This is a genomic window from Streptomyces sp. NPDC045695 (assembly GCF_056432025.1).
In genome coordinates, this window is sequence record NZ_JBWKJU010000026.1 from 49,448 (window position 1) to 73,915 (window position 24,468).

Consider the following 24,468-nt stretch of genomic DNA (forward strand, 5'->3'; position numbering starts at 1 on the left):
CGTGTCGGGCTTGTCTACGCTGGTCGGGTGGAGCCACACCCGTCACTTGAGTCACTCGCCCGCGAGCTCGCCGCGTCGCCTCCCTCCCTCGGCCCGGTACGGCTGATCGGCGTCGACGGGCACGCGGGATCCGGGAAGAGCACCTTCGCGGGGCGGCTCGCGGAGCTGATGGGCGCTCCGGTGCTGCACCTGGACGACGTGGCCAGCCACGAGGAGCTCTTCGGCTGGCAGGAGCGGCTGCGCGCGCAGGTGCTGGAGCCGCTGGGCCAGGGCCGGCCCGCGCACTGGGCCCCGTACGACTGGGTGGAACGCCGCTTCGGGCCCCTGCGGGTGCTGGAGCCGGCGCCGGTGGTGCTCGTGGAGGGGGTCGGGGCGGGGCGGCGGGCGCTGCGCCCGCATCTGGCGCGCCTGCTGTGGATGGAGACGCCGCGCGCACAGTCCTGGGGGCGGGGGCGAAACCGGGACGGAGTCGAACTCTCCGACTTCTGGGACGGATGGGAGCGCGCGGAGCGCGCGCACTTCTCCAGCGACCCTTCACGCCCCTTCGCCGACATCCTGGTACGCCAGAGCGGTACGGGATACGAGTGGTCTTCCGGGACGGGTGCGACTGCTGGATCCCGGGCTTCCGTCACCGAACGTGACGGACTCCCCCGGGCCTGAGCGGCCCCGGAGATCCGCTCCGCCGGGCCTGCCCGGACCCGCTTGACCTCGGCCCCGCGGCGGCCTTACGTTCTCAATGCGCGGCTTTTACGGCCGCCGCGGACACGAAGCCCCCGATTGTTCCCCCGTGATCGGGGGCTTCGTTCTGCCCGCGCCGCCACCCGCGCCCCCTCCGCGCCGCTGTCACGCGGCCCGCATGGGCGCCCGCTCTTCACCCTGAGTCACGATGCGCCTGGGGGGCGCAGGCCCGAACCGGCCCCGTCGCGCCCTACGTAAGGTGCCGTACCGCAGGTACGATGCACCCCTGATTTCATCGGCGCAGTGGGCAACTCGCGCGCTCGAAGCGGGGGTTACCGCGCACCACGGGGGCAGGCTTGTGGGGGACGTGATGGATTTCGGCACGCCGGGCAGCATGCACTCCCCGGCCGAACTCGCCTGGCTGCGCGGGGTCGACGCCTGCACGATGGGCGCCTACCCGCAGGCCGAGGAGGAGTTCCGGGCGGCCGTACGGCTCGATCCCTCGATGGCCGACGGCTGGCTGGGCCTGCACGCGTTACGGGTCGACACCGGCAACGCCCTGCTGCACATGTACGCGCACCGCGACCGCTTCGGCGAGCAGCGGGCCCGACACCGGCGGACGCTGAACTCCTGGTACTGGCTGGGCTGGTGGGTACAGCCGGTACTGGAGAGCCGGCGGGACCTGCTGCTCGCCCACGCCTCGCACTGGCTGGACGGCCGCCACGTGCCCGAGCTGGACCAGGCCCTCGCCGCGCTGCCGCCCGTGGACGCCGATCCGCAGGTCCGCTTCCTGCACGCCTGCCGGGCCTATCTGGTCAAGGACTGGGACCAGTTGGTGCGGCACACCGAACCGCTGGTCAACGATCCGCTGCTCGGGATCGAGGCCGGGCTGTTCGGCGGCATGGCCCGGGTCCGGCTGGAGATGTACGGGCAGGCGGAGCCCATGCTGTCGGCGGCCCTGATGCGGTGCCGCAGCGAGCAGCCGCAGCGCAAGGAGCTGCGGTACTGGCTGGCGCGGGCGCACGAGGGCACCGGGCGCAGTGCGGCGGCGCTGCCGCTGTACCGGGCGGTGCACCGGGTGGATCCCTCGTTCATGGACACGGCGGCGCGGCTGACGGCCATCGAGGACGGCGACGACACCGACGGCATGGCCGATCTGGCGGGCCTGGCGGGGTACGCCGGGTACGGGGCCCACGCGGGGCACGGCCCCTTCCCGGCCGGCGGGGACTTCGCGGCGGTCGCGCTGGGCGGGGGGCCCGTCCAGGACGTCGCTGCGGACGGCCAGGCCGAGCCGGATCCGCTGGCCCCGCCCCCGCCTCCCGGCGGCCGGGTGGAGGGCGTACGGCGCAAGGTGTCCGTCCCGCCCCAGGGCGCGCCCGAGGACCTGCCGGCCGCGCCCGCCGACCCGGCGGCGCTCGCCGAGGCGCTGGCGGAGCTGGAGCGCATGGTGGGCCTGGAGCCGGTCAAGCGGCAGGTGAAAGCGCTCTCCGCGCAGCTGCACATGGCGCGGCTGCGGGCCGGCCAGGGGCTGCCGGTGCAGCCTCCGAAGCGCCACTTCGTCTTCTCCGGGCCCTCGGGCACCGGCAAGACGACGGTGGCCCGGATCCTGGGGCGGGTCTTCTACGCGCTGGGCCTGCTCGGCGGCGACCATCTGGTGGAGGCGCAACGGGCGGACCTCGTCGGGGAGTTCCTGGGCCAGACGGCGGTGAAGGCGAACGAGCTGATCGACTCCGCGATCGGCGGTGTGCTGTTCGTGGACGAGGCGTACTCGCTGTCGAACTCGGGGTACAGCAAGGGCGACGCGTACGGCGACGAGGCGCTGCAGGTGCTGCTCAAGCGGGCCGAGGACAACCGCGACCACCTGGTGGTGATCCTGGCCGGCTATCCGGCCGGGATGGACCGGCTGCTGGCGGCCAACCCGGGGCTGTCCTCGCGGTTCACCACCCGGGTGGACTTCCCCAGCTACCGGCCGCTGGAACTGACCGCGATCGGCGGGGTGCTGGCGGACTCCAACGGGGACCACTGGGACGAGGAGGCGCTGGAGGAGCTGCGCAGCATCAGCGCGCACGTGGTCGAGCAGGGGTGGATCGACGAGCTCGGCAACGGCCGCTTCCTGCGGACCCTGTACGAGAAGAGCTGCGCGTACCGGGACCTGCGGCTGGCGGGCTTCGCGGGTGAGCCGTCGCGGGACGACCTGGCCACGCTGCGGCTGCCGGACCTGATGCAGGCGTACGGGGAGGTCCTGTCGGGTCGGGGGCCCCGGGAGCGGCCGGAGCCGCCACCGCCGCTGTGACCCGGGCGGGCCGCAGTGACGGCGACGGCGGTGACGGCGACAGCGGCGGCTGCTAGATCCGGCCTGCCGGAACGCGGTGCGCGGGGTCACGGACCTCGCCCACCAGCATTTCCAGGACGTCCTCCAGGGCCACCAGGCCCAGCACCCCGCCCGCCGGGTCGGCGACCTGGGCCAGGTGCGTGGCCTCCCTGCGCATGACGCTGAGCGCGTCGTCCAGCGGGAGCGTCGCGGACAGCGTGGTCATCCGGCGCCAGACCCGCTGGGGTACGGCCCGCTCCCGGTCCTCCAGGTCCAGTACGTCCTTGACGTGCAGGTAGCCCATGAAGGCGCCGCTGTCGGCTCGGACGGGGAAGCGGGAGTAGCCGGTCCGCACGGTCAGCTGCTCGATCTGGCGCGGGGTGACGGCGGGGCCGACCGTGACCAGGCGGTCCCGGTCCAGGAGGACGTCGGTGACGGGGCGGCTGCCCAGTTCCAGCGCGTCCTCCAGCCGTTCCTGTTCGACCGGCTCCAGGAGCCCGGCCTGCCGGGAGTCCTTGAGGAGCCGGCCCAGCTGGGCGGAGGTGTAGACGGCCTCGACCTCGTCCTTGGGCTCGACCTTGAAGAGCCTGAGGACGAGCTTGGCGCAGGCCCCGAGCCCGGTGGTGACGGGCCCGCACACGCGCGCGAAGGCCACCAGGCCGGGGCTGAACCACAGGGCGGTCTTCTCGGGGGCGGCCATGGCGAGGTTCTTGGGGACCATCTCGCCGATGACCAGGTGCAGGAAGACCACGGCGGCGAGCGCGACGGCGTAGCCGAGGGGGTGGACCAGACCCTGCGGTACGTGGACGGCGTGGAAGAGGGGTTCCAGGAGGCGGGCCACCGTGGGTTCGGCGACCGCTCCGAGGGTGAGCGAGCACACGGTGATGCCGAACTGCGCGGCGGCCATCATGCGGGGCAGGTTCTCCAGGCCGTGCAGGACCTGGCGCGCCCGCTTGGACCCGGCCGCGAGGGGCTCGATCTGGCTGCGGCGTACGGAGACGAGGGCGAACTCGGCTCCGACGAAGAAGCCGTTGGCGAGGACCAGGAGCAGGGCGAAGAGCAGCTGGAGCGCGTTCATCGGGCGGCACCTTCCAGCTCGGCCCGCTGCGGGACCGGGTCGCCGTGGCGGCCGGAGCCGGGGACGGCGGCGTTGCCGCTCTGGTGGGGCTGCTGGTACGGGCCTGCGGCGGGCACCGTCGTCAGCCGGACGAGGCGCACCCGCTCGGCGCGGTTGCGGCCGACGCGGCGCACGGACAGCCTCCAGCCGGGGAGCTCCGCCCGGTCCCCGGGGGCGGGGATCCGGCCGAGCAGATCGGCTACGAGGCCGGCGACGGTCTCGTACGGGCCTTCGGGGACCTCCAGGCCTATCCGGCGCAGGGTCTGGACCCGGCAGCTGCCGTCGGCCTCCCAGGAGGGGCGGCCGTCCTCGGCCGCGACGGCGGCCAGTTCGGGGATGTCGTCCTCGGCGAGGTCGTGCTCGTCGCGGACCTCGCCGACGAGCTCCTCCACGATGTCCTCCAGCGTGACCACGCCGGCGGTGCCGCCGTACTCGTCGACGACGACGGCCATGGGCTGTTCGCTGCGCAGCCGCTCCAGCAGCGGCTGTACCGGCAGGGAGCCGGGCACCAGCAGCGGGGCGACGCAGATCCGGCTGACGCTGGTGCGGTCGCGTTCCGCCTCGGGCACGGCGAGGGCGTCCTTGAGGTGGACGACGCCGGTGATCTCGTCGATGCGCTCGCGGTAGACCGGGAAGCGGGACAGGCCCGTGGCGCGCGTCAGGTTGAGCACGTCGGCCGCGGTGGCCGTGTGCATCAGTGCGCTGACCTTCACCCGGGGGGTCATGACGTGCTGGGCCGTGAGGTCGCCCAGCGACAGGGTCCGTACGAAGAGGTCGGCGGTGTCCTGTTCGAGGGCGCCGGCCTGGGCCGAGTGGCGGACCAGGGAGACCAGTTCGCCGGGGGTGCGGGCCGAGGCCATCTCCTCGGTGGGTTCCACGCCGAGCGCCCGGACGAGCCGGTTGGCCACGGCGTTGAGACCGGCGATGACCGGCCGGAAGACGCGGGAGAAGGCGTTTTGCGGTCCGGCGACGAAGCGGGCCACCTGGAGCGGCCGGGAGACCGCCCAGTTCTTCGGGACGAGCTCGCCGACGACCATCTGGACGGCGGACGCGAGCAGCATGCCGATGACGACGGCGACGCCGGCGACGGCTCCCCGGGGCAGGCCCGTCGCGGCCAGCGGGCCGGCCAGCAAGGCGGCCAGGGCGGGCTGGGCGAGCATGCCGACGACCAGGGAGGTGATGGTGATGCCGAGCTGGGTGCCGGAGAGCTGGAAGGACAGCTCCCCCAGGGCCCTGACCACCGTACGGGCACGGCGGTCACCGTCGGCTGCGGCGCGCTCGGCCTCGGGTCGCTCCACGGTGACGAGGCCGAATTCGGCCGCCACGAAGAAACCGTTGGCGAGGATCAGGGCGAAGGCCGCCAGGAGAAGAAGGAACGGGGTGCTCATGCCGCCGCCTCCGGGGGGAGGGCGGCGCGGGTATTACCGGACGATCCGTCCATTGCTGGAGGGAGTCACTCCTCAAGTCGCAGGTGCCCGCGGGCCACGGGGTCCCGGGGCCGGTGGGGGGGCGCACAGCTGCGCCCCGCCACCAGGGTAGTCACTGAGATCGTGGCCGCAACGGTACGCAGCGGCGGGGATCGGGGCGATCAGTGGGCGTTCGTGCCGGTTCCCCTGGATTCGGCGAGGGCGCGCAGGGCGCGGGCGTCGCCGATCGCCTGCTGCTTGGCGACACCCGGCTGGATACCGAGGGCGGGCAGGCTGGTGCCGTCGCTGAGGTCGAGGAACACCCACGGGTCGCCGGGGCGGAGGTTGACGCGCAGGATCTGCGCCCACTCCAGACGGCGGGTGGTGGTCAGGTTGACGACGGTGACCCCGCCCTCGTCCGCGACCACCTTGGGGCGGCTGAGCAGGACGAGTACGGAGGTCAGCAGGACGGCGGTGAAGACGAAGCTGATCCGCTCCCCCGGGCCGAGGTTCTCCAGCAGCAGGGCGATCGCCGTAATGGTGGAGAACATGGCGAGCCCGACGCCCAGCAGGACGACCCGGGTGCGGGTCGGCCGGAAGGTGACCGGCAGGGTGGGGGGTACGGGCTGGGCGGCGGACTCGGCCATGGTGCTTCGGGTGCCTTCTGCAGTGGTGTCGCGGGCCGGACGGGTCAGAGACGGCAGGCGTGGATGGAGGTGGTGAGGATCGCGCGCGCGCCGAGCTCGTACAGGTCGTCCATGATCCGCTGGGCTTCCTTGGCCGGGACCATGGCGCGGACGGCCACCCAGCCCTCGTTGTGCAGCGGGGAGATGGTCGGCGACTCCAGGCCCGGGGTGAGGGCGACCGCGCGCTCCAGGTGCTCGGCGCGGCAGTCGTAGTCCATCATCACGTAGCTGCGGGCGACCAGGACGCCCTGGAGGCGGCGCAGGAACTGCTGGGCCTGCGGGTCCTCGGGGTCGGCGCCGTTGCGCCGGATGACGACGGCCTCGGAGCGCAGGATCGGCTCGCCGATGACCTCCAGGCCCGCGTTGCGCAGGCTGGTGCCGGTCTCGACGACGTCCGCGATGATCTGGGCGACGCCGAGCTGGATGGCGGTCTCGACCGCGCCGTCCAGGTGCACGACGGAGGCGTCGATGCCCTGGTCGGCGAGGTGCTTGGCGACGATTCCCTCGTACGAGGTCGCGATCGTCATCCCGTGGAAGTCCTCGGGGCCCTTCGCCGTGCCGGGCTTGGTGGCGTAGCGGAAGGTGGAGCGCCCGAAGTTCAGCGGCAGGATCTCCTCGGCGCTGGCGCCGGAGTCGAGCAGCAGGTCGCGGCCGGTGATGCCGATGTCGAGCTTGCCCGTGGAGACGTAGATCGCGATGTCCTTGGGGCGGAGGTAGAAGAACTCCACCTCGTTCTCGGGGTCGACGACCACGAGCTCCTTGGACTCCTTGCGCTGGCGGTAGCCGGCCTCATGGAGCATCGCCGACGCCGGTCCGGAGAGTGAACCCTTGTTGGGGACGGCGATGCGCAGCATGGGGCTTCCTTTGGTGCGTGGTGGCGTGATCGGGCGGGTGTGTGCGTGCCTGGCTCAGAGGTGCGCGTAGACGTCGTCGAGGGAGATCCCGCGCGCGACCATCATCACCTGGACGTGGTACAGCAGCTGGGAGATCTCCTCGGCGGCGGCGTCCTTGCTCTCGTATTCGGCGGCCATCCAGACCTCGGCGGCCTCCTCGACGACCTTCTTGCCGATGGCATGGACGCCCTTGTGGACGAGCTCGGCGGTGCGGGAGGTGCTGGGGTCGCCGTCGGCGGCCTTGAGCTGGAGCTCGGTGAAGAGCTCTTCGAAGCTCTTGGAGGGTTTGTTCGCCATGATGGTCCTCAGAATACGGGGTTTCCCCACGCCACTCAGCGCCAGGGTTCGCTGACGGTCCGCAGGGTCATGGCGGTGGAGACGGCGGCGGTGACCGCTTCGTGCCCCTTGTCCTCGTTCGACCCCTCAAGCCCGGCGCGGTCCAGCGCCTGCTCGTCGTTGTCGCAGGTCAGCACACCGAAGCCGACGGGGACTCCGGTGTCGATCGACACCTGTACCAGGCCCTGGGTGACGCCCTGGCAGACGTAGTCGAAGTGCGGGGTGCCGCCGCGGATGACCACTCCGAGGGCGACGATGGCATCGTAACCGCGACCGGCCAGTACCTTCGCCACGACCGGGAGCTCGAAGCTGCCGGGGACGCGGAGCACGGTGGGCTCGTCGATGCCGAGCTCGTGCAGGGCCCGCAGGGCGCCGTCGACCAGTCCGTCCATGACCTTCTCGTGCCACTGGGCCGCGATCACGGCGACTCGGAGGTCTCCGCAGTTCTTCACGCTCAGTTCGGGTGCGCCCTTGCCGCTCACAGCTCTGCTCCTCGGTGGTTCGTAGGGGATGCGGGATGTACGGGTGTGGAATGTACGGGTGGTGCGTTCGGTCTACTGGTTGCCGCAGGCGGACGTGGTCACGGCCGCGTCGAGCCAGGGCAGGTCGTGCCCCATCCGGTCCCGCTTGGTGCGCAGGTACCGCAGATTGTGCTCGCCCGCCTCCAGCGGCATGGACTCCCGGCTGGTGACCGTGATCCCGTGCCGGACGAGGGCGTCGGACTTCTCCGGGTTGTTGGTCAGCAGCCGGACGCTGCGCACGCCGAGGTCGCCGAGGATCTGCGCGCCGGCCGCGTAGTCGCGGGCGTCGGCGGGCAGGCCCAGCTCCAGGTTGGCGTCGAGGGTGTCGCGGCCGCGCTCCTGGAGCTCGTACGCGCGCAGCTTGGACAGCAGTCCGATGCCGCGGCCCTCGTGGCCGCGCAGGTAGACGACGACCCCGCGGCCCTCGGCCTTGATGCGCTCCATGGAGGCGTGCAGCTGGGGGCCGCAGTCGCAGCGCTGCGAGGCGAAGATGTCGCCGGTCAGGCATTCGGAGTGCATGCGGACCAGCACGTCCTCGCCGCCGCCCGCGCGGACGTCGCCGTGGACGAGGGCGACGTGCTCGACACCGTCGACGGTGGAGCGGTAGCCGTACGCCGTGAAGGCGCCGAAGGCGGTGGGCAGGCTGACCTCGGCCTCGCGGCGCACGGTGGGCTCGGCGGAGCGGCGGTAGGCGATCAGGTCCTCGATGGAGATGATCGTCAGGCCGTGCTTGCGGGCGAAGGGGATCAGCTCGGGCAGGCGCAGCATGACGCCGTCCTCACCGGCGATCTCCACGATGGCGCCGACCGGGCGCAGGCCCGCGAGGCGGGCGAGGTCGACGGCCGCCTCGGTGTGGCCGTTGCGGACCAGCACGCCGCCGGGCTTGGCGCGCAGCGGGAAGACGTGGCCGGGGCGGACGAAGTCGGTGGGCTGGGCGATCCCGCCGGCGAGCAGGCGCAGGGTGGTGGCCCGGTCGGAGGCGGAGATGCCGGTGGTGACGCCGTGGACGGCGCTCGCGTCGACGGAGACCGTGAAGGCGGTCTGCATCGACTCGGTGTTGTGCTGGACCATCTGCGGGAGTTCGAGCCGGTCCAGCTCGGGGCCCTCCATGGGGGCGCAGATCAGGCCGCGGCACTCGCTCATCATGAAGGCGATGATCTCGGGGGTGGCCTTCTCGGCGGCGATGACGAGGTCGCCCTCGTTCTCGCGGTCCTCGTCGTCGACGACGACGATCGGACGGCCCGCCGCGATGTCGCGGATGGCCTGCTCGACGGGGTCGAGGCGGAAGGTCTCTTCGGGGACGTCGGGCACGGGCTTGAGGCTGGTCATGCCGTTGCTCCTTCCAGGGCCGGGGCGGGGGTGGTGCGCGAGCGGAGCCACCAGTCGCGCAGGCCCCACAGGACGAGCGCGCCGTAGATGACGTAGACGAAGCCGGAGAAGGCGTAGCCGTTGGCGAAGTTCAGGGGCACGCCGACGAGGTCGACGAGGAGCCAGGCGAACCAGAACTCGACCATGCCGCGCGACTGGGCGTACATGGCGACGATCGTGCCGACGAAGATGTAGGCGTCGGGCCAGGGGTCCCAGGACAGCGCCGGGTAGGCGGTGAAGAGCAGGGCGACGGCGACGGTACCGAGGGCGGCGGCGCCGACGAGGGCGCCGCGCTCGCGCCAGCTGGCGAAGCGGACGGCGATCGTGCCGTCCTGGGCCTTCCGGCGGCCGCGGCTCCACTGCGCCCAGCCCCAGGCCGCGACGAGCATGACCACGACCTGCTTGCCGGCGCTGCCGGACAGGTGACCGGCGGCGAAGGCCACGAAGAGGATGACGCCCGAGAGGAACTGGGCGGGCCAGGTCCATATGGAGCGCCGCCAGCCGAGGGCGAGGGCGAGCAGACCGATCGTGTTGCCGATCATGTCGGACCACTTGATGTGCTGGTCGAAGGCGGTGAACGCCTCGGAGTTCAGCCAGTTCAGGGCGCTCACTGGCCGGCCTCCCGGCCCGCGAGCAGACGCTCGACGTACTTGGCGAGGACGTCGACCTCCAGGTTGACCGGGTCGCCGCTCTGCTTGATGCCGAGCGTGGTCAGCGCGAGGGTGGTGGGGATGAGGCTGACGGTGAACCAGTCGGCGGCGGCCTCGACCACGGTGAGGCTGACGCCGTCGACCGTGATGGAGCCCTTCTCGACGACGTAGCGCGAGAGGTTCGCGGGGAGGGCGATCTTGACGATCTCCCAGTGTTCGGAGGGGGTCCGGGAGAGGATCTCGCCGGTTCCGTCCACGTGCCCCTGGACCAGGTGGCCGCCGAGCCGTCCGCCGAGGGCCATCGGGCGCTCCAGGTTGACCCGGGAGCCCTTGGTCAGGGCGCCGAGGCTGGAGCGGCTGAGGGTCTCCTGCATGACGTCGGCGGTGAACTCGCCGTCGGCGCTCTCCACGACGGTCAGGCAGACGCCGTTGACGGCGATGGAGTCGCCGTGCTTGGCGCCCTCGGTGACGAGGGGGCCGCGCAGTCGGAAGCGGGAGGCTTCCTCAAGCTGCTCGACGGCGGTGACCTCGCCCAGTTCTTCGACGATTCCGGTGAACACTTCAGTGCTCCTTGGGGGGCGTGTGGACGGTGGGAACGGCGGTGATGCGCAGGTCGGGGCCGATGCGGACGGCCTCGGTGATGTCGAGGCGCACCGCGCGGGAGATGGTGGTGACGCCGGCGTCGGCGAGGGCGGCGGGGCCCGCGCCGAGGAGGGCCGGGGCGAGGTAGCCGACGACCCGGTCCACGGCTCCGCCTTCGAGGAAGGCGCCCGCCAGCGTGGGTCCGCCTTCCAGGAACAGGGAGCGCACGCCGCGGGCGTACAGGTGGGTGAGCAGGTCGTGCACGCCGATGCGGCCGCCGTGCAGGGGCAGCCGGAGGACCTCGACGCCGGGCAGGTGCCGGGTGTCGGCGTCCTCGCCGACGACGATCAGGGTCGGCGCCGCGTCGTCGAGGATGCGGGCGGTCGGCAGGATCGTGGCGTACGTGTCGAGCGCGATCCGCAGCGGCTGGGTCGCGCCCGCGATGTCCCGGACGGCGAGGTGCGGGTCGTCCTGGCGCAGCGTCCCGCCGCCGACGAGGACGGCGTCGGCCTCGGCGCGCAGCCGGTGGACGTCGGCCCGGGACTCGGCGGAGGTGATCCAGCGGCTGCTGCCGTCCGCGGCGGCGCTGCGGCCGTCGAGGGTGGCGGCGTACTTCCAGGTGACGTGGGGCCGGCCCAGGCGTACGGAGGTCAGCCACGCGGTGTTGCCCGCCTCGGCCTCGTCCGCGAGCAGCCCGGACTCCGTGGCGATCCCGGCGGCTCGCAGGGTGGCGGCGCCGCCGCCGGCCTGCGGGTCCGGGTCGCTGACGGCATAGACCACGCGGGTGACGCCGGCCGCGATCAGGGCCTGAGCGCAGGGTCCCGTACGGCCGGTGTGGTTGCAGGGTTCGAGGGTGACGTACGCGGTGCCGCCGCGGGCGGCCCCGCCGGCTGCGTGCAGGGCGTGGACCTCGGCGTGCGGGCCGCCGGCCCGCTCGTGCCAGCCCTCGCCGACGACCGTGCCCGTGGCGTCGGTGATGACGCAGCCGACGACCGGGTTGGGGCTGGTGGAGCCGAGTCCGCGGGCGGCGAGCTCGACGGCTCGGCCCATGGCGCGGGTGTCCGCGTCGGGTGCTGCGTGCGCGGCGTGGGTCGCCACCGGGTCCTCCTGCCTCATCGGGCACGGACTCCGGGGCCTGTCGGGATACGACAGATGAAGCGGTACAGCTCACACGGGGACGCCGAAGCCGGAAAAAGCGGTCCGCTCGGAGACATCCACAGGGATGTGCCGATGAACCGCCGACGGCGGCGTACCGGTGACTGGCCCGCCGCGCACTGCCTCCCATCCGGACTTTAACCGTCGGTCCAGGAATCTCACCTGGTCAACCGGCCGCTGGCTGCGGACGGGTCGCGGACTATAACCGCCGGTTCGGAATTACACCGACCCCGGAGTGCGCTGCTACTGGTACTGAAGCCAGTCTGCCACGGACGATCGGCGGCCACGCGAGTGATGTGGTGTGGCCTGGCTCACAGGGGGAGCGTGCCGGAGCGGGTTTTGTCAAGTGGACCGAGGTTGGTCCAGACCTATTGACGGGGTGGTCTAGTCCTCTTAACGTTCCCTTCAACTTCCCGGGAACAGCCCGTCAGATGTGCGCACGTAACGGGCCGACCAGGGCTGCCTACCTCCCCGTTGCTCCACATTGCGCCCTGTCATGCTCCTGCCATCCTCCCCTCCCCAGGAGGCATCATGCCGTCCCCCACACGTTCGAGAGCGATGCTCCTGGCATCCGGCGCCGCAATCGCCGGACTGCTGCTGGGCGGGCTCTCGGCGGGCGTCTCGCACGCGGCCGACCACGAGAGCTGTCGCCCCGACGGGCTCTACAAGACGGCCGGCGTCGACGTCCCGTACTGCTCGGTCTACGACGCCGAGGGCCGCGAGAAGATGGGCGCCGACCACCAGCGTCGCGTCATCGGATACTTCACCGGCTGGCGCACCGGCAAGGACGGCGCCCCCGCCTACCTCGCCCACGACATCCCGTGGTCCAAGGTCACCCACCTGAACTACGCCTTCGCCCACGTGGGCGCCGACAACAAGATCTCGGTCGGCTCGGACAGCGCGAACAACGCCGCCACCGGGATGACCTGGCCGGGCGTCGCGGGCGCCGAGATGGACCCGGCCCTCCCGTACAAGGGCCACTTCAACCAGCTGACGAAGTTCAAGAAGCAGCACCCGGACGTCAAGACCCTCATCTCGGTCGGCGGCTGGGCGGAGACCGGCGGCTACTTCGGCGACGACGGCAAGCGGGTCGCCTCCGGCGGCTTCTACTCCATGGCCACCAACGCCGACGGCTCCGTCAACCAGGCCGGCATCGACACCTTCGCCGACTCCTCGGTCGCGTTCATCCGCACGTACGGGTTCAACGGCGTCGACATCGACTACGAGTACCCGACCACCATGAAGGACGCGGGCAACCCCCTGGACTGGCAGCTGTCCAACGCCCGCCGCGCCGGCGTGGTCCAGGGCTACGCGGCCCTGATGAAGTCCCTGCGCGAGAAGCTCGACCGCGCGGGCGCCGCCGACGGAAAGCACTACCTGCTCTCCGTCGCCGCCCCCTCCTCCGGCTACCTGCTGCGGGGCATGGAGACCTTCCAGGTGCAGAAGTACCTGGACTACGTCAACATCATGTCCTACGACCTGCACGGCGCCTGGAACGAACACGTCGGCCCCAACGCCTCGCTGTTCGACGACGGCAAGGACGGTGAACTGGCCGCCGCGGGCGTCTACTCCACCTCCCAGTACGGCGGCATCGGCTACCTGAACACCGACTGGGCGTACCACTACTTCCGCGGCTCGATGCCGGGCGGCCGCATCAACATCGGCCTGCCCTACTACACCCGCGGCTTCAAGAACGTGCAGGGCGGCACGGACGGCCTGTGGGGCAAGGCCCCCGCGACCACCTGTCCGGCCGGGGCGGGCCTGACCAAGTGCGGTGACGGTGCGGTCGGCATCGACAACCTGTGGCACGACAAGGACACCAACGGGGCCGAGTCCCCGGCCGGCTCCAACCCGATGTGGCACGCCAAGAACCTGGAGAAGGGGGTCGTCGGCGACTACGTCACCAAGTACGGCTTCCCGGCGAACACCACGCTGACCGGCACCTACGTCCGCAAGTACGACTCCACCCTGGTGGCGCCGTGGCTGTGGAACGCCGAGAAGAAGGTCTTCCTCTCGACGGAGGACGAGCAGTCGGTGGCCGCCAAGGCCGACTACGTGGTCAACAAGGGCATCGGCGGCACGATGGTCTGGGAACTGGCGGGCGACTACGCGTACAACGCGGCCAAGGGCCAGTACGAGATGGGCGACACGCTCACCTCGCTGATGTACGACAAGTTCAAGACGGCCACCCCGTACGGCGCGAAGAAGGCCGGCGCGGCCCTGCCCGCCCAGGCCGTGGACGTCAAGACGGAGTTCACCGAGTTCAAGCTGGGCGACTCCAACTACCCGCTCACCCCGAAGCTCAGGATCACCAACAACACGCGCACCACGCTGCCCGGCGGCACCGAGTTCCAGTTCGACTACGGCACCTCCGCGCCGAACAACGCCTCGGACCAGTCCGGCTTCGGCACGAAGGTGATCAGCAGCGGCCACACCGGCACCAACGTCGGCGGCCTCAAGGGCGACTTCCAGCGCGTCTCCCTGAAGCTCCCGGCCTGGCAGACGCTGGCCCCGGGCGCCTCGGTCGACCTGTCGTTCAACTACTACCTGCCGGTGTCCACGCCCTCCAACTGGACGGTGACCATCTCGGGCACCACGTACGCCCTGGCCGGCGACCTGGCACGGGGCACCACCCTGGTGGAACCGAGCGGCCAGACCACCCCGCCGACCACCACTCCCCCCACAGGCGGAACCTGCACCACCCCGGCCTACGTGGCGGGCACCGTCTACAACACCGGCAGCCTCGTCTCCCACAAGGGTCACACCTGGAAGGCCCAGTGGTGGACGCAGAACGAGGAGCCCGGCACCACGGGCGAGTGGGGCGTCTGGAAGGACCAGGGCACCTGCTGACCCGGACGACGAGAACGCACTGACCGGAACGTGAGGACCCGGTGGCCCGGCGGCCACCGGGTCCTCACTCGTAGGCTGGGCCGGTGAGCACACATGTCACCGCACCCGTCGCGGACTTCGAGGAACACCGGCCGCGGATGTTCGCCATCGCCTACCGCATGCTCGGCTCCGCCGCGGAGGCCGAGGACACCGTGCAGGAGGCGTACCTGCGCTGGGCTTCGGCGGACCGCTCCGACATCGCGCACCCGGGGGCCTGGCTCGCCAAGGTCGTCACGAACCTGTGCCTGAACACCCTCACCTCGGCGCGGGCCCGGCGCGAGGAGTACGTGGGTCCCTGGCTCCCGGAGCCCGTCCTCACCGGGGACGGGACCCTCGGCCCGCTGGAGTCGGCGGAGCAGCGGGACAGCGTGTCGATGGCCCTGCTGGTCCTGCTGGAGCAGCTCACGCCGACGGAGCGGGCGGTGTACGTGCTGCGCGAGGCCTTCGGGTACGGCCACCGCGAGATCGCCCAGGTCCTGGACGTCTCCGAGGCCAACTGCCGCCAGCTCTACCGGCGGGCGGCCGCGCGGGTGGCGGCCGAACGGGCGGGCACTCCGGAGCCGCGCTTCGCGCCTGATCCCGAGCGGTGGCAGAGCCTGGTGGAGACCTTCCTGACGGCGGCGCGCGGCGGGGACCTGGCCCTGCTGGAGGGCCTGCTGACGGCCGACGTGCGGTACGTCGGCGACGGCGGCGGAGTCGTCAGCTCGGCGCTGCGGCCGATCGTGGGCCGCGACAAGGTCGCCCGCTTCGCGCTCGGTATCTTCGCGAAGTACGCGGCGGGCCTGCCGATCACCGTCGCGGAGGTCAACGGGGCGCCCGCGCTGCTCTTCGGCGAGGTCGCGGTCCTCTGCGTGGAATGGGAGGACGGGCTGGTCAGCGCCCTGCACACGGTGGTCAATCCGGAGAAGCTGGAATTCCTCTCGCGGCAGCTGTCACATACCTGAGGGCTGCCCGGTCTGCGCTGTGAAGGAACGTTTCCAGCGAAGGGCAGGAACCCATGAGCACCATCCTCGTCACCGGAGGCACCGGAACCCTCGGCACGCTCGTCGTCGCCCGGCTCCGGGACCAGGGCCACGAGGTCCGCGTGCTGAGCCGGCACGCGCCGGACCACCCGGTCGACCTGCGGGACGGCCGCGGGCTGGACGCGGCGATGGCGGGGGCCGAGATCGTCGTGCACTGCGCGAGCAGCCCGCGCGGCGCGGGGAAGGGCGACGACGTGGCCGCCGGTCACCTGATCGCGGCGGCCCGGCGGGCGGGGACCGTGCGCAACACCGTCTACATCTCGATCGTCGGGGTGGACGCGGTCCCGCTCGGCTACTACCGGACGAAGCTCAAGGTGGAGCGGATGCTGGAGGATTCCGGGCTGGGCGTGACGATCCTGCGCACGACGCAGTTCCACGACCTGGTGGCGCAGGTGGTGGAGACGGCGGCGAAGCTGCCGGTGGTGCCGCTGCCGGCCGGCGTACGGGTACAGCCGATCGCCGTCGGCGAGGTCGCGCAGCGGCTCGCGGAGCTGGCGGTCCCGGCCCCCTCGGGCCGGGTCGCGGACATGGGCGGCCCGGAGATCCGCACGCTGCAGGAGCTGGGCCGCGCCTACCTCGCCGCCTCAGGCCGTCGCCGCCGGGTGGTCCCCCTGCCACTGGCCGGCAAGGCGTACGCGGGCTTCCGGCGCGGCGGCCACCTGACGCCCTCGCACGCGGTGGGACGGCTGACGTTCGCGGAGTTCCTGGCCCAGCACTGATCCCCCACCGGTTGCGACGGGGCCGGGTGTGTGCCGGGGCGTCCCCGCAGGGCGCCGAACGCACCACCGCCGCACCCCCCGACCCCAGAACCGTTCGGCGCCCGAGGAGACACCCCGGCGCGCGCCCGGCCCCGTCGCAACCGACCCCGGCGCGGGGCCGGCGCACCGACGAGGGCCGCACATTCCCCCCGGTTGCGACGGGGCCGGGTGTGTGCCGGGGTGTCCCCGCAGGGCGCCGAACGCACCACCGCCGCACCCCCCGACCCCCCGAACCGTTCGGCGCCCGAGGAGACACCCCGGCGCGCGCCCGGCCCCGCCGCGACCGGCCCCGGCGCTGGGCCGGCGCACCGACGAGGGCCGCACATTCCCCCCGGTTGTGACGGGGCCGGGTGTGTGGCGGGGTGTCCCCGCAGGGCGTCGAACGCACCACCGCCGCATTCCCCGACCCCCCGAACCGTTCGGCGCCCGAGGAGACACCCCGGCGCGCGCCCGGCCCCGGCGCAACCGGCCCCGCAGCCCGGCCCCGGCGCCCCGGCACCCGGCCCGAGCCAGCACCGCTAGGCCCCCTCACACGCCGGCGGAACCCGAGGTGTCGAACAGCACCGCCTGCGCCGCCTCCCGCGCGGCCAGCCGCCCGCCCGCCAGAACCGCCGGGTCGCCCAGGGCCGTGGCCCGGACCTCCGTCGGGACGGGGGTCAGCCCGGCCAGCCGGTGCGCGACCCGGGCCGCCAGCGCCGGCCCGCCCGCCCGGCCGAGCTCGCCCGCCAGGACCACGCAGCCCGGGTCCAGGATCGCCGCGGCCGCCGCGGCCCCCAGCGCGAGCCGCTCGGCCAGGGCTTCGAGGAACGCCTCCCCCGCGCCCCCGGCCGCGGCCTCCTCCGCCGAGCCCGCGAAGCCGTGCTCCCGCGCCAGGGCCGTCACCGCCTCCCGGCCCACCAGCGCGTGGAACCCGCCCCCGCAGTCGGCCGCCGAGGGCAGGCCGCCGGTGCCCGGCACGGGAAGGAAGCCGATCTCGCCCGCCCCGCCGGAGGCGCCCCGGCGCAGCCGGCCGTCCAGGACCACCGCCGCGCCCACACCCGCGCCGAGCCACAGCAGGACGAAGGAGTCCAGGTCATGGGCCACGCCCAGGCGCTGCTCGGCGAGGGCCGCCAGGTTGGTCTCGTTCTCGACGACCACCGCGGCGGACAGGCCGCGCTGGAGGGCGCCCACCAGGTCCCGGTGCCAGGCGGGCAGACCGGTGGTGTCGCGCAGTTCGCCGGTGGCGGGCGAGACCAGGCCCGGCGCTCCGACGACCACCGTGTGCAGGGCGCCCGCCCCGGCCCGGCGGGCGGTGTCCAGCAGGGCCGCCACCGCGTCCTGCGGAGCGCCGGCGGGCAGGGCGGCTTCGGCCAGGGGGTGGCCGAGCAGGTCGGTGACGACGGCGGTGACCCGGTCGGTCCGTACGTCCAGGGCGGCCAGGTGGGCGCGCCCGGCGACGATCCCGTACAGCTTGGCGTTGGGGCCGCGCCTCTGTGCGCCGGACTCCCCGGCGACCTCGATCAGCCCGGCCCCGGTGAGCCGGTCGACGAGGTCGGCCACGGAGGGCCGCGAGAGGCCGGTCATGGCCTTGAGCTGGGTGGCCGTCAGGGGGCCGTGCTCCTGGAGGAGTTCCAGGGCGAGCCGGTCGTTGAGGGCCCGGGCCGTGCTCGGTGACGCGGGCGACGGCGGCTGCGGCTGCGGCGGGGCGGGCAACGACGGCGGGAACAACGGATGCCTCACCGGAGTGGAGGCTGGGCTGGAGGCCGGGGTGGAGGCTGGGGTCACGGCGCCCATCCTAGGGAGTCGGGACATCATCTATCAGGCAGGCTCCCTGATAGTTTATCGGCATGACCGGGGAACCCGACCTCAGCCCGGCGCGCCTGCGCCATGCCCGCTTCGCCATCGCCGCCGTCTTCTGCGCCCACGGCGCCGTCACCGGCTCCTTCGCCACCCGCATCCCCTGGATCCAGGACCACGCCCAGCTCGGCGCGGGCACCCTGGGCCTCGCCCTCGCCTTCCCCGCCCTGGGCGCGGCGCTCGCGATGCCGCTGGCCGGGCGGATCAACCACCGGTTCGGCGCGCGCCCGGCGTTGCGGGTGCTGCTGTCGATGTGGACCCTCTCCCTCATCCTCCCGAGCCTGGCCCCGAACCTGCCCACCCTCTGTCTCGCCCTGTTCGTCTACGGGGCCACCTCCGGGATGTCGGACGTGGCGATGAACGCGCTCGGCGTGGAGACCGAGAACCGTCTGGGCCGCTCGGTCATGTCCTCGCTGCACGGCATGTGGAGCGTGGGCGCCCTGCTCGGCTCGGCCGCCGGCACGGTCGCCGCGCACATGGGCGCCGATGCCCGGCTGCACCACCTGATCGCCGCGCTGTCCCTCACCGCGGCCGGGCTGGTCGCCGTACAGGGGGTGCTGGACCTCAGGAGCGACCAGGAGGCGCCAGCTCCGCCGCACTTCGCGCTGCCCCCCACATCCGCCCTGTTCATCGGCGCCATCGGGTTCTGCGCGGTCTTCGCGGAGGGCGCGAGCCTGGACTGGTCGGCGGTCTACCTGCGGGACGTCCTGGACACGGACGCCGGCCTGGCGGCCGCCTCCACCACCGCCTTCGCGCTCACCATGGCCGTCGCACGGCTGGCCGGTGACCGGCTGGTGGACCGGTTCGGGGCGGTGCGCACCGTCCGCGCGGGCGGCGTACTGGCCACCGCGGGCGGGGTGCTCGTGGTGACGGCCTCTCATCCGGCGGCCGCGCTGGCCGGTTTCGGGATGATCGGGCTGGGCATCGCGGTGGTGGTCCCGCTGGCCTTCGCGGCCGCGGCGCGCAGCGGGCCGTCCCCGGCGCAGGCCATCGCCGGTGTCGCGACGATCACGTACACCTCGGGTCTGATCGCGCCGTCGGCGATCGGCGCGGTGGCCGATGCGACCTCGCTGGTGGTGTCGTTCGGCCTGGTCACCCTGCTGGCCTTCGCGCTGACCGCGGGCGCGGCCGTGCTGCGGCCACGGCCGCCGGTGGGGCAGGCTACGGGGACGGCAGGTCCGCCCCACCGGGACGAACCTGCCGATACTGCCGATACTCGGCCGTAACATATCGACTGGCCGCAGCGGCACCCTGGCGCTGCGGCTTCGACGTGTGATCCGCCGGAGCTGTGGTCCTCCGGAGAAGAGGAGTGGAAGATGCGCCTCGGCGTGGGCTGGACCCTGCACGGAGACGGGCGGACCCCCGCCCCCGGAGCGGTGGTGCGGCCGGACGAGCGGCTGTCGTGGCCGCGGACCGCGGGGCTGGGGGCCCAGCACGTCGTGGCGATGTTCGGCGCCAGCTTCGTCGCGCCGGTCCTGATGGGCCTGGACCCGAACCTGGCCATCATGATGTCCGGTGTCGCGACGGTGATCTTCCTCCTCGCGACGCGCGGCCGGGTCCCGTCCTACCTCGGCTGTTCGCTGTCCTTCGTCGGCGTCGCGGCGGCCATCCGGGCCTCGGGCGGGGACAGCGCGGTCGTCACCGGCGCCGTCTTCGTCGTCGGCGCGGCGCTGTTCCTGTCGGGGCTGGCCGTCCGGCGCTTCGGCGCCCGCATCATCCACGCGGCCATGCCGCCGGTGGTGACGGGCGCGGTGGTGATGCTGATCGGCTTCAACCTGGCGCCGGTGACGGCGAGCACGTACTTTCCGCAGGACCAGTGGACTGCGCTGCTGGTCATGCTGTTCACGGGGCTGGCCGTGGTCTGCCTGCGCGGCTTCTGGTCGCGCATCGCGATCTTCCTCGGGCTGCTCTTCGGGTACGGGCTGTCCTGGGTGCTCGACCGGGTCTTCGGCCGGATCCACTCCCGGATGGGCGGGGCCGAGGCCGTGGACCACTGGCGCCTCGACCTGTCCGCGGTCTCCAGGGTCGACTGGATCGGGCTGCCGTCCTTCCACGCGCCGGAATTCGAGTGGTCGGCGATCCTGATCGCGCTGCCCGTGGTGATCGCGCTGATCGCCGAGAACGCCGGGCACATCAAGGCCGTCGGCGAGATGACCGGCGACCCCCTCGACGACCAGCTGGGGACGGCCATCGCGGCCGACGGCGCCGCGTCCATGCTGTCCACGGCGGTCGGCGGCCCGCCCAACACCACGTACTCCGAGAACATCGGCGTCATGGCGGCCACCCGGGTCTACTCCACGGCGGCCTACTGGGCGGCGGCCGGCTTCGCCCTGCTCTTCGGGCTCTGTCCCAAGTTCGGCGCAGTCGTCGCCGCGATCCCGGGCGGGGTCCTCGGCGGCATCACCGTCATCCTCTACGGGATGATCGGCCTGCTCGGCGCCCAGATCTGGATCAACGGCCGGGTGGACCTGCGCAACCCGCTCAACCTGGTGCCGGCCGCGGCGGGCATCATCATCGGCGTCGGCGGCGTCACGCTGCGGATCACGGACAGCTTCGAGCTCGGCGGCATCGCCCTGGGCACGATCGTGGTGATCACCGGCTACCACGCGCTGCGGTTCTTCGCCCCCGCCCACCTCAAGCAGCAGGAGCCCCTGCTCGACGCGGGGGCCAGCTCCTACGACGACACGGCCACCGGGGACAAGCGCGGTTGACGCCGCTTCGCCCGAACCGGGGAAGCGTACGGCCAAGTTCCCCGGATCGGCGGCGGCGCCTGCGACCCTGCCCCCATGGAAGCGGTGCTGGCGCGGATGCGCGCCCTGGACGAGCGGCTCCCCGCGCAGGACGGTGTCGCCGTCTTCAACCGGGTCTATCTGACGGTGACGCAGGCGCTGTACGAGCGCATCTCCCACGGGGGTTTCCCCGCCCCCCGCAGGGCGTCCGTGCTGAGCGCGCGCTTCGCGGAGCGCTACCTGGCGGCGGTGGAGGCGGACCGGCCGCCGGCCTGCTGGCGCCCGCTGCTGCAGTACCGCCGCCACCCGGGTGTGCGTCCGCTCCAGCACGCGCTGGCCGGGATCAACGCACACATCGGCCACGACCTGGCGCTGGCGGTGGTGTCCACCTGCCACGCCCTGGACTGTGAACCGCGGGCCCTGGAGGCGGACTTCGAGCGGGTCGGCGACACCCTGGTCGCTCTGGAGGAGCACATCCGCGAGGACCTGATGCCGGGCCCGGACCTGCTGGAGATCGCCGACCCGCTGACCCACCTGCTCGGCTCGTGGAGCCTGGACCGCGCCCGTTCGGGCGCCTGGGCCGCGGCCCGCCTGCTGTGGAGCCTGCGCCGCTCCCCCGACCTGGCGCAGGAGTTCACGCAGTCCCTCGACTCGGGCGTCGGCCTGGTGGGGCGCTGCCTGCTGACCCCCGTCCGGGCGGCGTCCGTGGCCCGCCTGCTGTGATCCGGCGGCGCCGGGCATGAGAACGGGCCGCCTCCGCGCTGCTCGCGCGGGGGCGGCCCGTGATCTTGGGCCCGGGGAGGGTCAGTCCTCGGGGAGTTCGACCGGGGCGATGTCGTCGTAGACGTCGCCCGGGCCCGGGTTGGTGGCGTCGGTGGAGCCGCCGAGGTGGTGCATGACGCCCCAGACGGCGTTCAGGGCGGTCTGGACCGCGCCCTCGGCCCAGCCGGCCGTCCAGGAGATGTCGTCACCGGCGAGGAAGATGCCGCGCTTGTCCTCGGGGAGGCGGTCCTGCATGAAGTGGGTGAACAGGCGGCGCTGGTAGCGGTAGTGACCCGGGAGGTTGGCCTTGAACGCGCCCATGAAGTAGGGCTCGTTCTCCCAGGACACGGTCACCGGGTTGCCGATGATGTGGCGGCGGATGTCGACCTTCGGGTAGATCTCGCCGAGGGACTTCAGCATGACCTCCATCCGCTCGTTCGCGGACAGCGGCAGCCACTTCAGGCTGTCGTCGCACCACGTGTAGGAGAGGCAGATGACGGCGGGCTTGTCCGGGCCGTTGTCCAGCAGGTACGTGCCGCGGGTCATGCGGTCCGTGAGGGTCATCGACATGACGTCGCGGCCCGTCTCCTCGTCCTTGTCGAGCCAGAACGGCCGGTCGACGGGGATGAAGAGCTTGCTGGACTCCATGTAGTGGGTGCGCTCGATCGCCGTCCAGTGGTCGATCGGGAACAGCGTGTCGTCGCACTCGATCTTGGACAGGAGCATCCAGGACTGGGCGGTGAAGATCGCGGCACGGTAGGTACGGATGTCGCCGGAGGCGTCCGTGACCGTGATGCGGTTGCCGGCCGTGCGGTGCAGACGGGTGACCGCGGGGCGCGGGGTGCCGTCGTGGAGCGCGGAGAGGGACGTGCCCTGGGCCCAGTGGACGATCTTCTCGGGCTCGCGCTCCCACAGGCGCAGCGGGAGCTGCTGGGAGCCGCCCACGATGCCGCGGTGGTGGTCGTCGGCCTCGGTGTAGACGACGCGCAGGATCTCCAGGATGGAGTTCGGGAAGTCGGTGTCCCAGCCGCCCGTGCCGAAGCCGACCTGGCCGAAGATCTCGCGCTTGCGGAAGGACTGGAAGGCCTCGGACTTGCAGAGGAAGCCGTAGAAGGTCTCGTCGTCGAGCTTCTCGACGAGCTTCGCCCAGATCTCGCGGATGCGCGGGACGTCCCGCTCGCGCATCGCGGTGTTCATGTCGGAGAAGTCGGCGCCCTCGTCCAGGCAGGCGTTCCACGCGGCGGCCACGTCGCGGTAGACCTGCGGGAGGTCGGCGATGGTCTCGGCGTAGTGCGTCTCGCCCTTGAGGTCCACGACGGTCGAGGGGGTGGCCTCGGCCAGCGGGTTCGGGAAGGGCTCCGTGACCAGTCCGACGAGGTCGATGTAGTGCTGCAGGGCCGTGGAGGACGGCGGGAAGCGCATCGCGCCCATCTCCGCGGTGAGCTCCTCGGTGCCGGCGCCCTCGAAGCCGACGGTGCGCAGCCGGCCGCCGATCTGGTCGGCCTCGTAGACGACGGGCCTCAGGCCCATCTTCATCAGCTCGTACGCCGAGATGATGCCCGACAGACCGCCGCCGATGACGGCGACCTCGGTGCCGAGCTCGGTCGCGGGTATCTGGCCCAGGCCCGCCGGGTGGGCGAGGAAGTCGTCGTAGGCGTACGGGAAGTCCGGGCCGAACATGGTGATCGGCGGCTGTCCGTCACTGTGCGGAACGGCGGTGGTGGGCACCGTGGACGTCATGGGGGTACGTCTCCTTGCGGCCTTGCGGCTGAGCTGGGGAAAGATGAGGGCTTAGACGAGGGAGGCGTAGAGCCCGGGGCGGCGATCGCGCAGGTAGGGATTGGTCTCGCGGGATGCCGACAGCAGCTCGGGGTCGGCCTCGCCGAACACCAGCTCCTCGCCGCGGCCGGCCCGGGTCCGGGTGACCCCGTCGGGGCTCGCCAGGCAGCTGAGTCCGATGAACTCGAACTCGCCTTCCGGGCCGGTGCGGTTGACGTACGCGATGTACATCTGGTTCTCGAAGGCCCGTACGGGGACGAGCTGTTCGGCCACGAACTGGAACGGGTGCATCTGCGCGGTCGGCACCAGGAGGAGGTCGGTGCCGGCGAGCGCGTGCGCCCGGACGTTCTCGGGGAACTCCACGTCGTAGCAGATCATGATGCCGATGCGGAGGCCGTCGAGGTCCGCCTGGACGACGGGGGTGTCGCCGGGGGTGAAGGCGTCCTGTTCGAAGCAGCCGAAGAGGTGGGTCTTGCGGTAGTTCGCGAGCCGGACCCCGTCGGGGCCGATCAGCTGCGCCGCGTTGAACACCGCGTCGCCCGTCTCGCCGGCCGTGCCCGCCTCGTCCGCCGTGCCCGCCCGCTCGGGGTAGCCGTACAGGACGGCGACGCCGTGGCGGCGGGCGATCTCGCCGATGGCGACGGCGGACGGGCCGTCGGCCGGTTCGGCGAGCCCGGGGATGTCCTGGAGGTCCAGCGCGTAGCCGGTCAGGAACATCTCCGAGGTCACGAGGAGCTTGGCCCCGCTCTGTGCGGCGCGCGCTGCGGCCTCGTCGAGCGCCTTGAGGTTCTCGGCGGTGTCGCCGAGCACTCCCGAGCTCTGGAGGAGGGCGGTGCGCAGCGGGGGCATGGGCGGTCCTCTGTGACGGATGGGGTGGGGTCGTAAAACGGTACGTTTACGTGTTCGACCCGGACAAGCCGTGACCGTTGCGCTGCGCGCATCGATTCGTTGCGTGTTCGGCGGCGTCGACGGAGATTCGTTGCGCGGGGG

The 24,468-nt window shown here is 72.4% G+C and carries 21 protein-coding genes and 1 riboswitch; of the genes, 8 read left to right on the forward strand and 13 right to left on the reverse strand.

What is annotated here, in order from left to right; translation table 11 throughout:
- The first annotated feature begins 27 nt into the window (after window positions 1-27).
- Both AC07DU_RS30425 and AC07DU_RS30430 read left to right on the forward strand, forming a co-directional pair.
- Window positions 28-660 carry a uridine kinase family protein gene (locus AC07DU_RS30425; RefSeq protein WP_479114920.1) on the forward strand — a complete coding sequence of 211 codons (633 nt, stop codon included), beginning with the start codon at window positions 28-30 and terminating at the stop codon, window positions 658-660.
- Between the two features lie 388 nt (window positions 661-1,048).
- On the forward strand, window positions 1,049-2,971 hold the full coding sequence (locus tag AC07DU_RS30430; RefSeq protein WP_479031299.1) for an AAA family ATPase: 1,923 nt from the start codon (window positions 1,049-1,051) through the stop codon (window positions 2,969-2,971).
- A gap of 52 nt (window positions 2,972-3,023) precedes the next feature.
- Here the strand turns inward: AC07DU_RS30430 and AC07DU_RS30435 are convergent, their stop codons facing one another.
- From AC07DU_RS30435 to ribD, 10 genes are all read right to left on the reverse strand, one after another.
- Window positions 3,024-4,067, reverse strand: a complete 1,044-nt coding sequence (locus tag AC07DU_RS30435; RefSeq protein WP_479114922.1) for a hemolysin family protein — start codon at window positions 4,065-4,067, stop codon at window positions 3,024-3,026.
- The gene (locus tag AC07DU_RS30440; RefSeq protein WP_479114924.1) at window positions 4,064-5,494 is read right to left on the reverse strand and encodes a hemolysin family protein; all 1,431 of its coding nucleotides are present in this window, start codon (window positions 5,492-5,494) and stop codon (window positions 4,064-4,066) included. The genes AC07DU_RS30435 and AC07DU_RS30440 overlap by 4 nt, the downstream gene beginning before the upstream one ends.
- Window positions 5,495-5,694: 200 nt before the next feature.
- Window positions 5,695-6,159: a PH domain-containing protein gene (locus AC07DU_RS30445; protein ID WP_360902256.1), complete on the reverse strand. Its 465-nt coding sequence runs from the start codon at window positions 6,157-6,159 to the stop codon at window positions 5,695-5,697.
- Window positions 6,160-6,203: 44 nt separating this feature from the next.
- Window positions 6,204-7,052, reverse strand: a complete 849-nt coding sequence (gene hisG, locus AC07DU_RS30450; RefSeq protein WP_479114927.1) for an ATP phosphoribosyltransferase — start codon at window positions 7,050-7,052, stop codon at window positions 6,204-6,206.
- 54 nt (window positions 7,053-7,106) lie between these two features.
- Window positions 7,107-7,388 (reverse strand): phosphoribosyl-ATP diphosphatase, encoded by a 282-nt coding sequence (locus tag AC07DU_RS30455; protein ID WP_243631636.1) that lies wholly within the window; start codon window positions 7,386-7,388, stop codon window positions 7,107-7,109.
- Between the two features lie 35 nt (window positions 7,389-7,423).
- Window positions 7,424-7,909 carry a 6,7-dimethyl-8-ribityllumazine synthase gene (gene ribH / locus AC07DU_RS30460; RefSeq protein WP_215031692.1) on the reverse strand — a complete coding sequence of 162 codons (486 nt, stop codon included), beginning with the start codon at window positions 7,907-7,909 and terminating at the stop codon, window positions 7,424-7,426.
- Window positions 7,910-7,981: 72 nt separating this feature from the next.
- Window positions 7,982-9,277, reverse strand: a complete 1,296-nt coding sequence (locus AC07DU_RS30465; protein ID WP_453373500.1) for a bifunctional 3,4-dihydroxy-2-butanone-4-phosphate synthase/GTP cyclohydrolase II — start codon at window positions 9,275-9,277, stop codon at window positions 7,982-7,984.
- Window positions 9,274-9,918: a nicotinamide mononucleotide transporter family protein gene (locus AC07DU_RS30470; protein WP_479031876.1), complete on the reverse strand. Its 645-nt coding sequence runs from the start codon at window positions 9,916-9,918 to the stop codon at window positions 9,274-9,276. Before AC07DU_RS30470 ends, AC07DU_RS30465 begins: the two co-directional genes overlap by 4 nt.
- 5 nt (window positions 9,919-9,923) lie before the next feature.
- Entirely contained in the window at window positions 9,924-10,526 is a 603-nt protein-coding gene (locus AC07DU_RS30475; protein WP_360902269.1) for a riboflavin synthase, read from the reverse strand.
- A 1-nt stretch (window position 10,527) separates the two neighbouring features.
- Window positions 10,528-11,664: a bifunctional diaminohydroxyphosphoribosylaminopyrimidine deaminase/5-amino-6-(5-phosphoribosylamino)uracil reductase RibD gene (ribD, locus tag AC07DU_RS30480; protein ID WP_479114929.1), complete on the reverse strand. Its 1,137-nt coding sequence runs from the start codon at window positions 11,662-11,664 to the stop codon at window positions 10,528-10,530.
- 151 nt (window positions 11,665-11,815) lie between these two features.
- Window positions 11,816-11,946, reverse strand: a riboswitch (FMN riboswitch).
- A 288-nt stretch (window positions 11,947-12,234) separates the two neighbouring features.
- On the opposite strand from ribD, the gene AC07DU_RS30485 reads away from it, so the two are divergent.
- From AC07DU_RS30485 to AC07DU_RS30495, 3 genes are all read left to right on the forward strand, one after another.
- Window positions 12,235-14,553 carry a chitinase C-terminal domain-containing protein gene (locus AC07DU_RS30485; protein ID WP_479114931.1) on the forward strand — a complete coding sequence of 773 codons (2,319 nt, stop codon included), beginning with the start codon at window positions 12,235-12,237 and terminating at the stop codon, window positions 14,551-14,553.
- 83 nt (window positions 14,554-14,636) lie between these two features.
- Entirely contained in the window at window positions 14,637-15,536 is a 900-nt protein-coding gene (locus AC07DU_RS30490; protein WP_479031318.1) for an RNA polymerase sigma-70 factor, read from the forward strand.
- A gap of 53 nt (window positions 15,537-15,589) precedes the next feature.
- Entirely contained in the window at window positions 15,590-16,333 is a 744-nt protein-coding gene (locus tag AC07DU_RS30495) for an SDR family oxidoreductase (RefSeq protein WP_479114933.1), read from the forward strand.
- A gap of 567 nt (window positions 16,334-16,900) precedes the next feature.
- Here AC07DU_RS30495 and AC07DU_RS30500 read toward each other — a convergent pair.
- Window positions 16,901-18,064 (reverse strand): ROK family transcriptional regulator, encoded by a 1,164-nt coding sequence (locus AC07DU_RS30500; RefSeq protein ID WP_479031879.1) that lies wholly within the window; start codon window positions 18,062-18,064, stop codon window positions 16,901-16,903.
- A gap of 134 nt (window positions 18,065-18,198) precedes the next feature.
- Here AC07DU_RS30500 and AC07DU_RS30505 point away from each other — a divergent pair, with 134 nt between their 5' ends.
- The 3 genes from AC07DU_RS30505 to AC07DU_RS30515 all read left to right on the forward strand — a co-directional run bounded on the left by AC07DU_RS30505 (window position 18,199) and on the right by AC07DU_RS30515 (window position 21,660).
- Window positions 18,199-19,434 (forward strand): MFS transporter, encoded by a 1,236-nt coding sequence (locus tag AC07DU_RS30505; RefSeq protein WP_479114936.1) that lies wholly within the window; start codon window positions 18,199-18,201, stop codon window positions 19,432-19,434.
- Between the two features lie 90 nt (window positions 19,435-19,524).
- Window positions 19,525-20,919 carry a uracil-xanthine permease family protein gene (locus tag AC07DU_RS30510; protein WP_479031327.1) on the forward strand — a complete coding sequence of 465 codons (1,395 nt, stop codon included), beginning with the start codon at window positions 19,525-19,527 and terminating at the stop codon, window positions 20,917-20,919.
- A gap of 75 nt (window positions 20,920-20,994) precedes the next feature.
- Complete coding sequence (locus AC07DU_RS30515; RefSeq protein ID WP_479114938.1) at window positions 20,995-21,660, forward strand: DUF5995 family protein; 666 nt, start codon at window positions 20,995-20,997, stop codon at window positions 21,658-21,660.
- An 81-nt stretch (window positions 21,661-21,741) separates the two neighbouring features.
- Here the strand turns inward: AC07DU_RS30515 and AC07DU_RS30520 are convergent, their stop codons facing one another.
- Entirely contained in the window at window positions 21,742-23,439 is a 1,698-nt protein-coding gene (locus AC07DU_RS30520) for a flavin monoamine oxidase family protein (RefSeq protein WP_479114940.1), read from the reverse strand.
- A 51-nt stretch (window positions 23,440-23,490) separates the two neighbouring features.
- Window positions 23,491-24,327: a carbon-nitrogen hydrolase family protein gene (locus AC07DU_RS30525; RefSeq protein ID WP_479114942.1), complete on the reverse strand. Its 837-nt coding sequence runs from the start codon at window positions 24,325-24,327 to the stop codon at window positions 23,491-23,493.
- Between the last annotated feature and the right edge of the window lie 141 nt (window positions 24,328-24,468).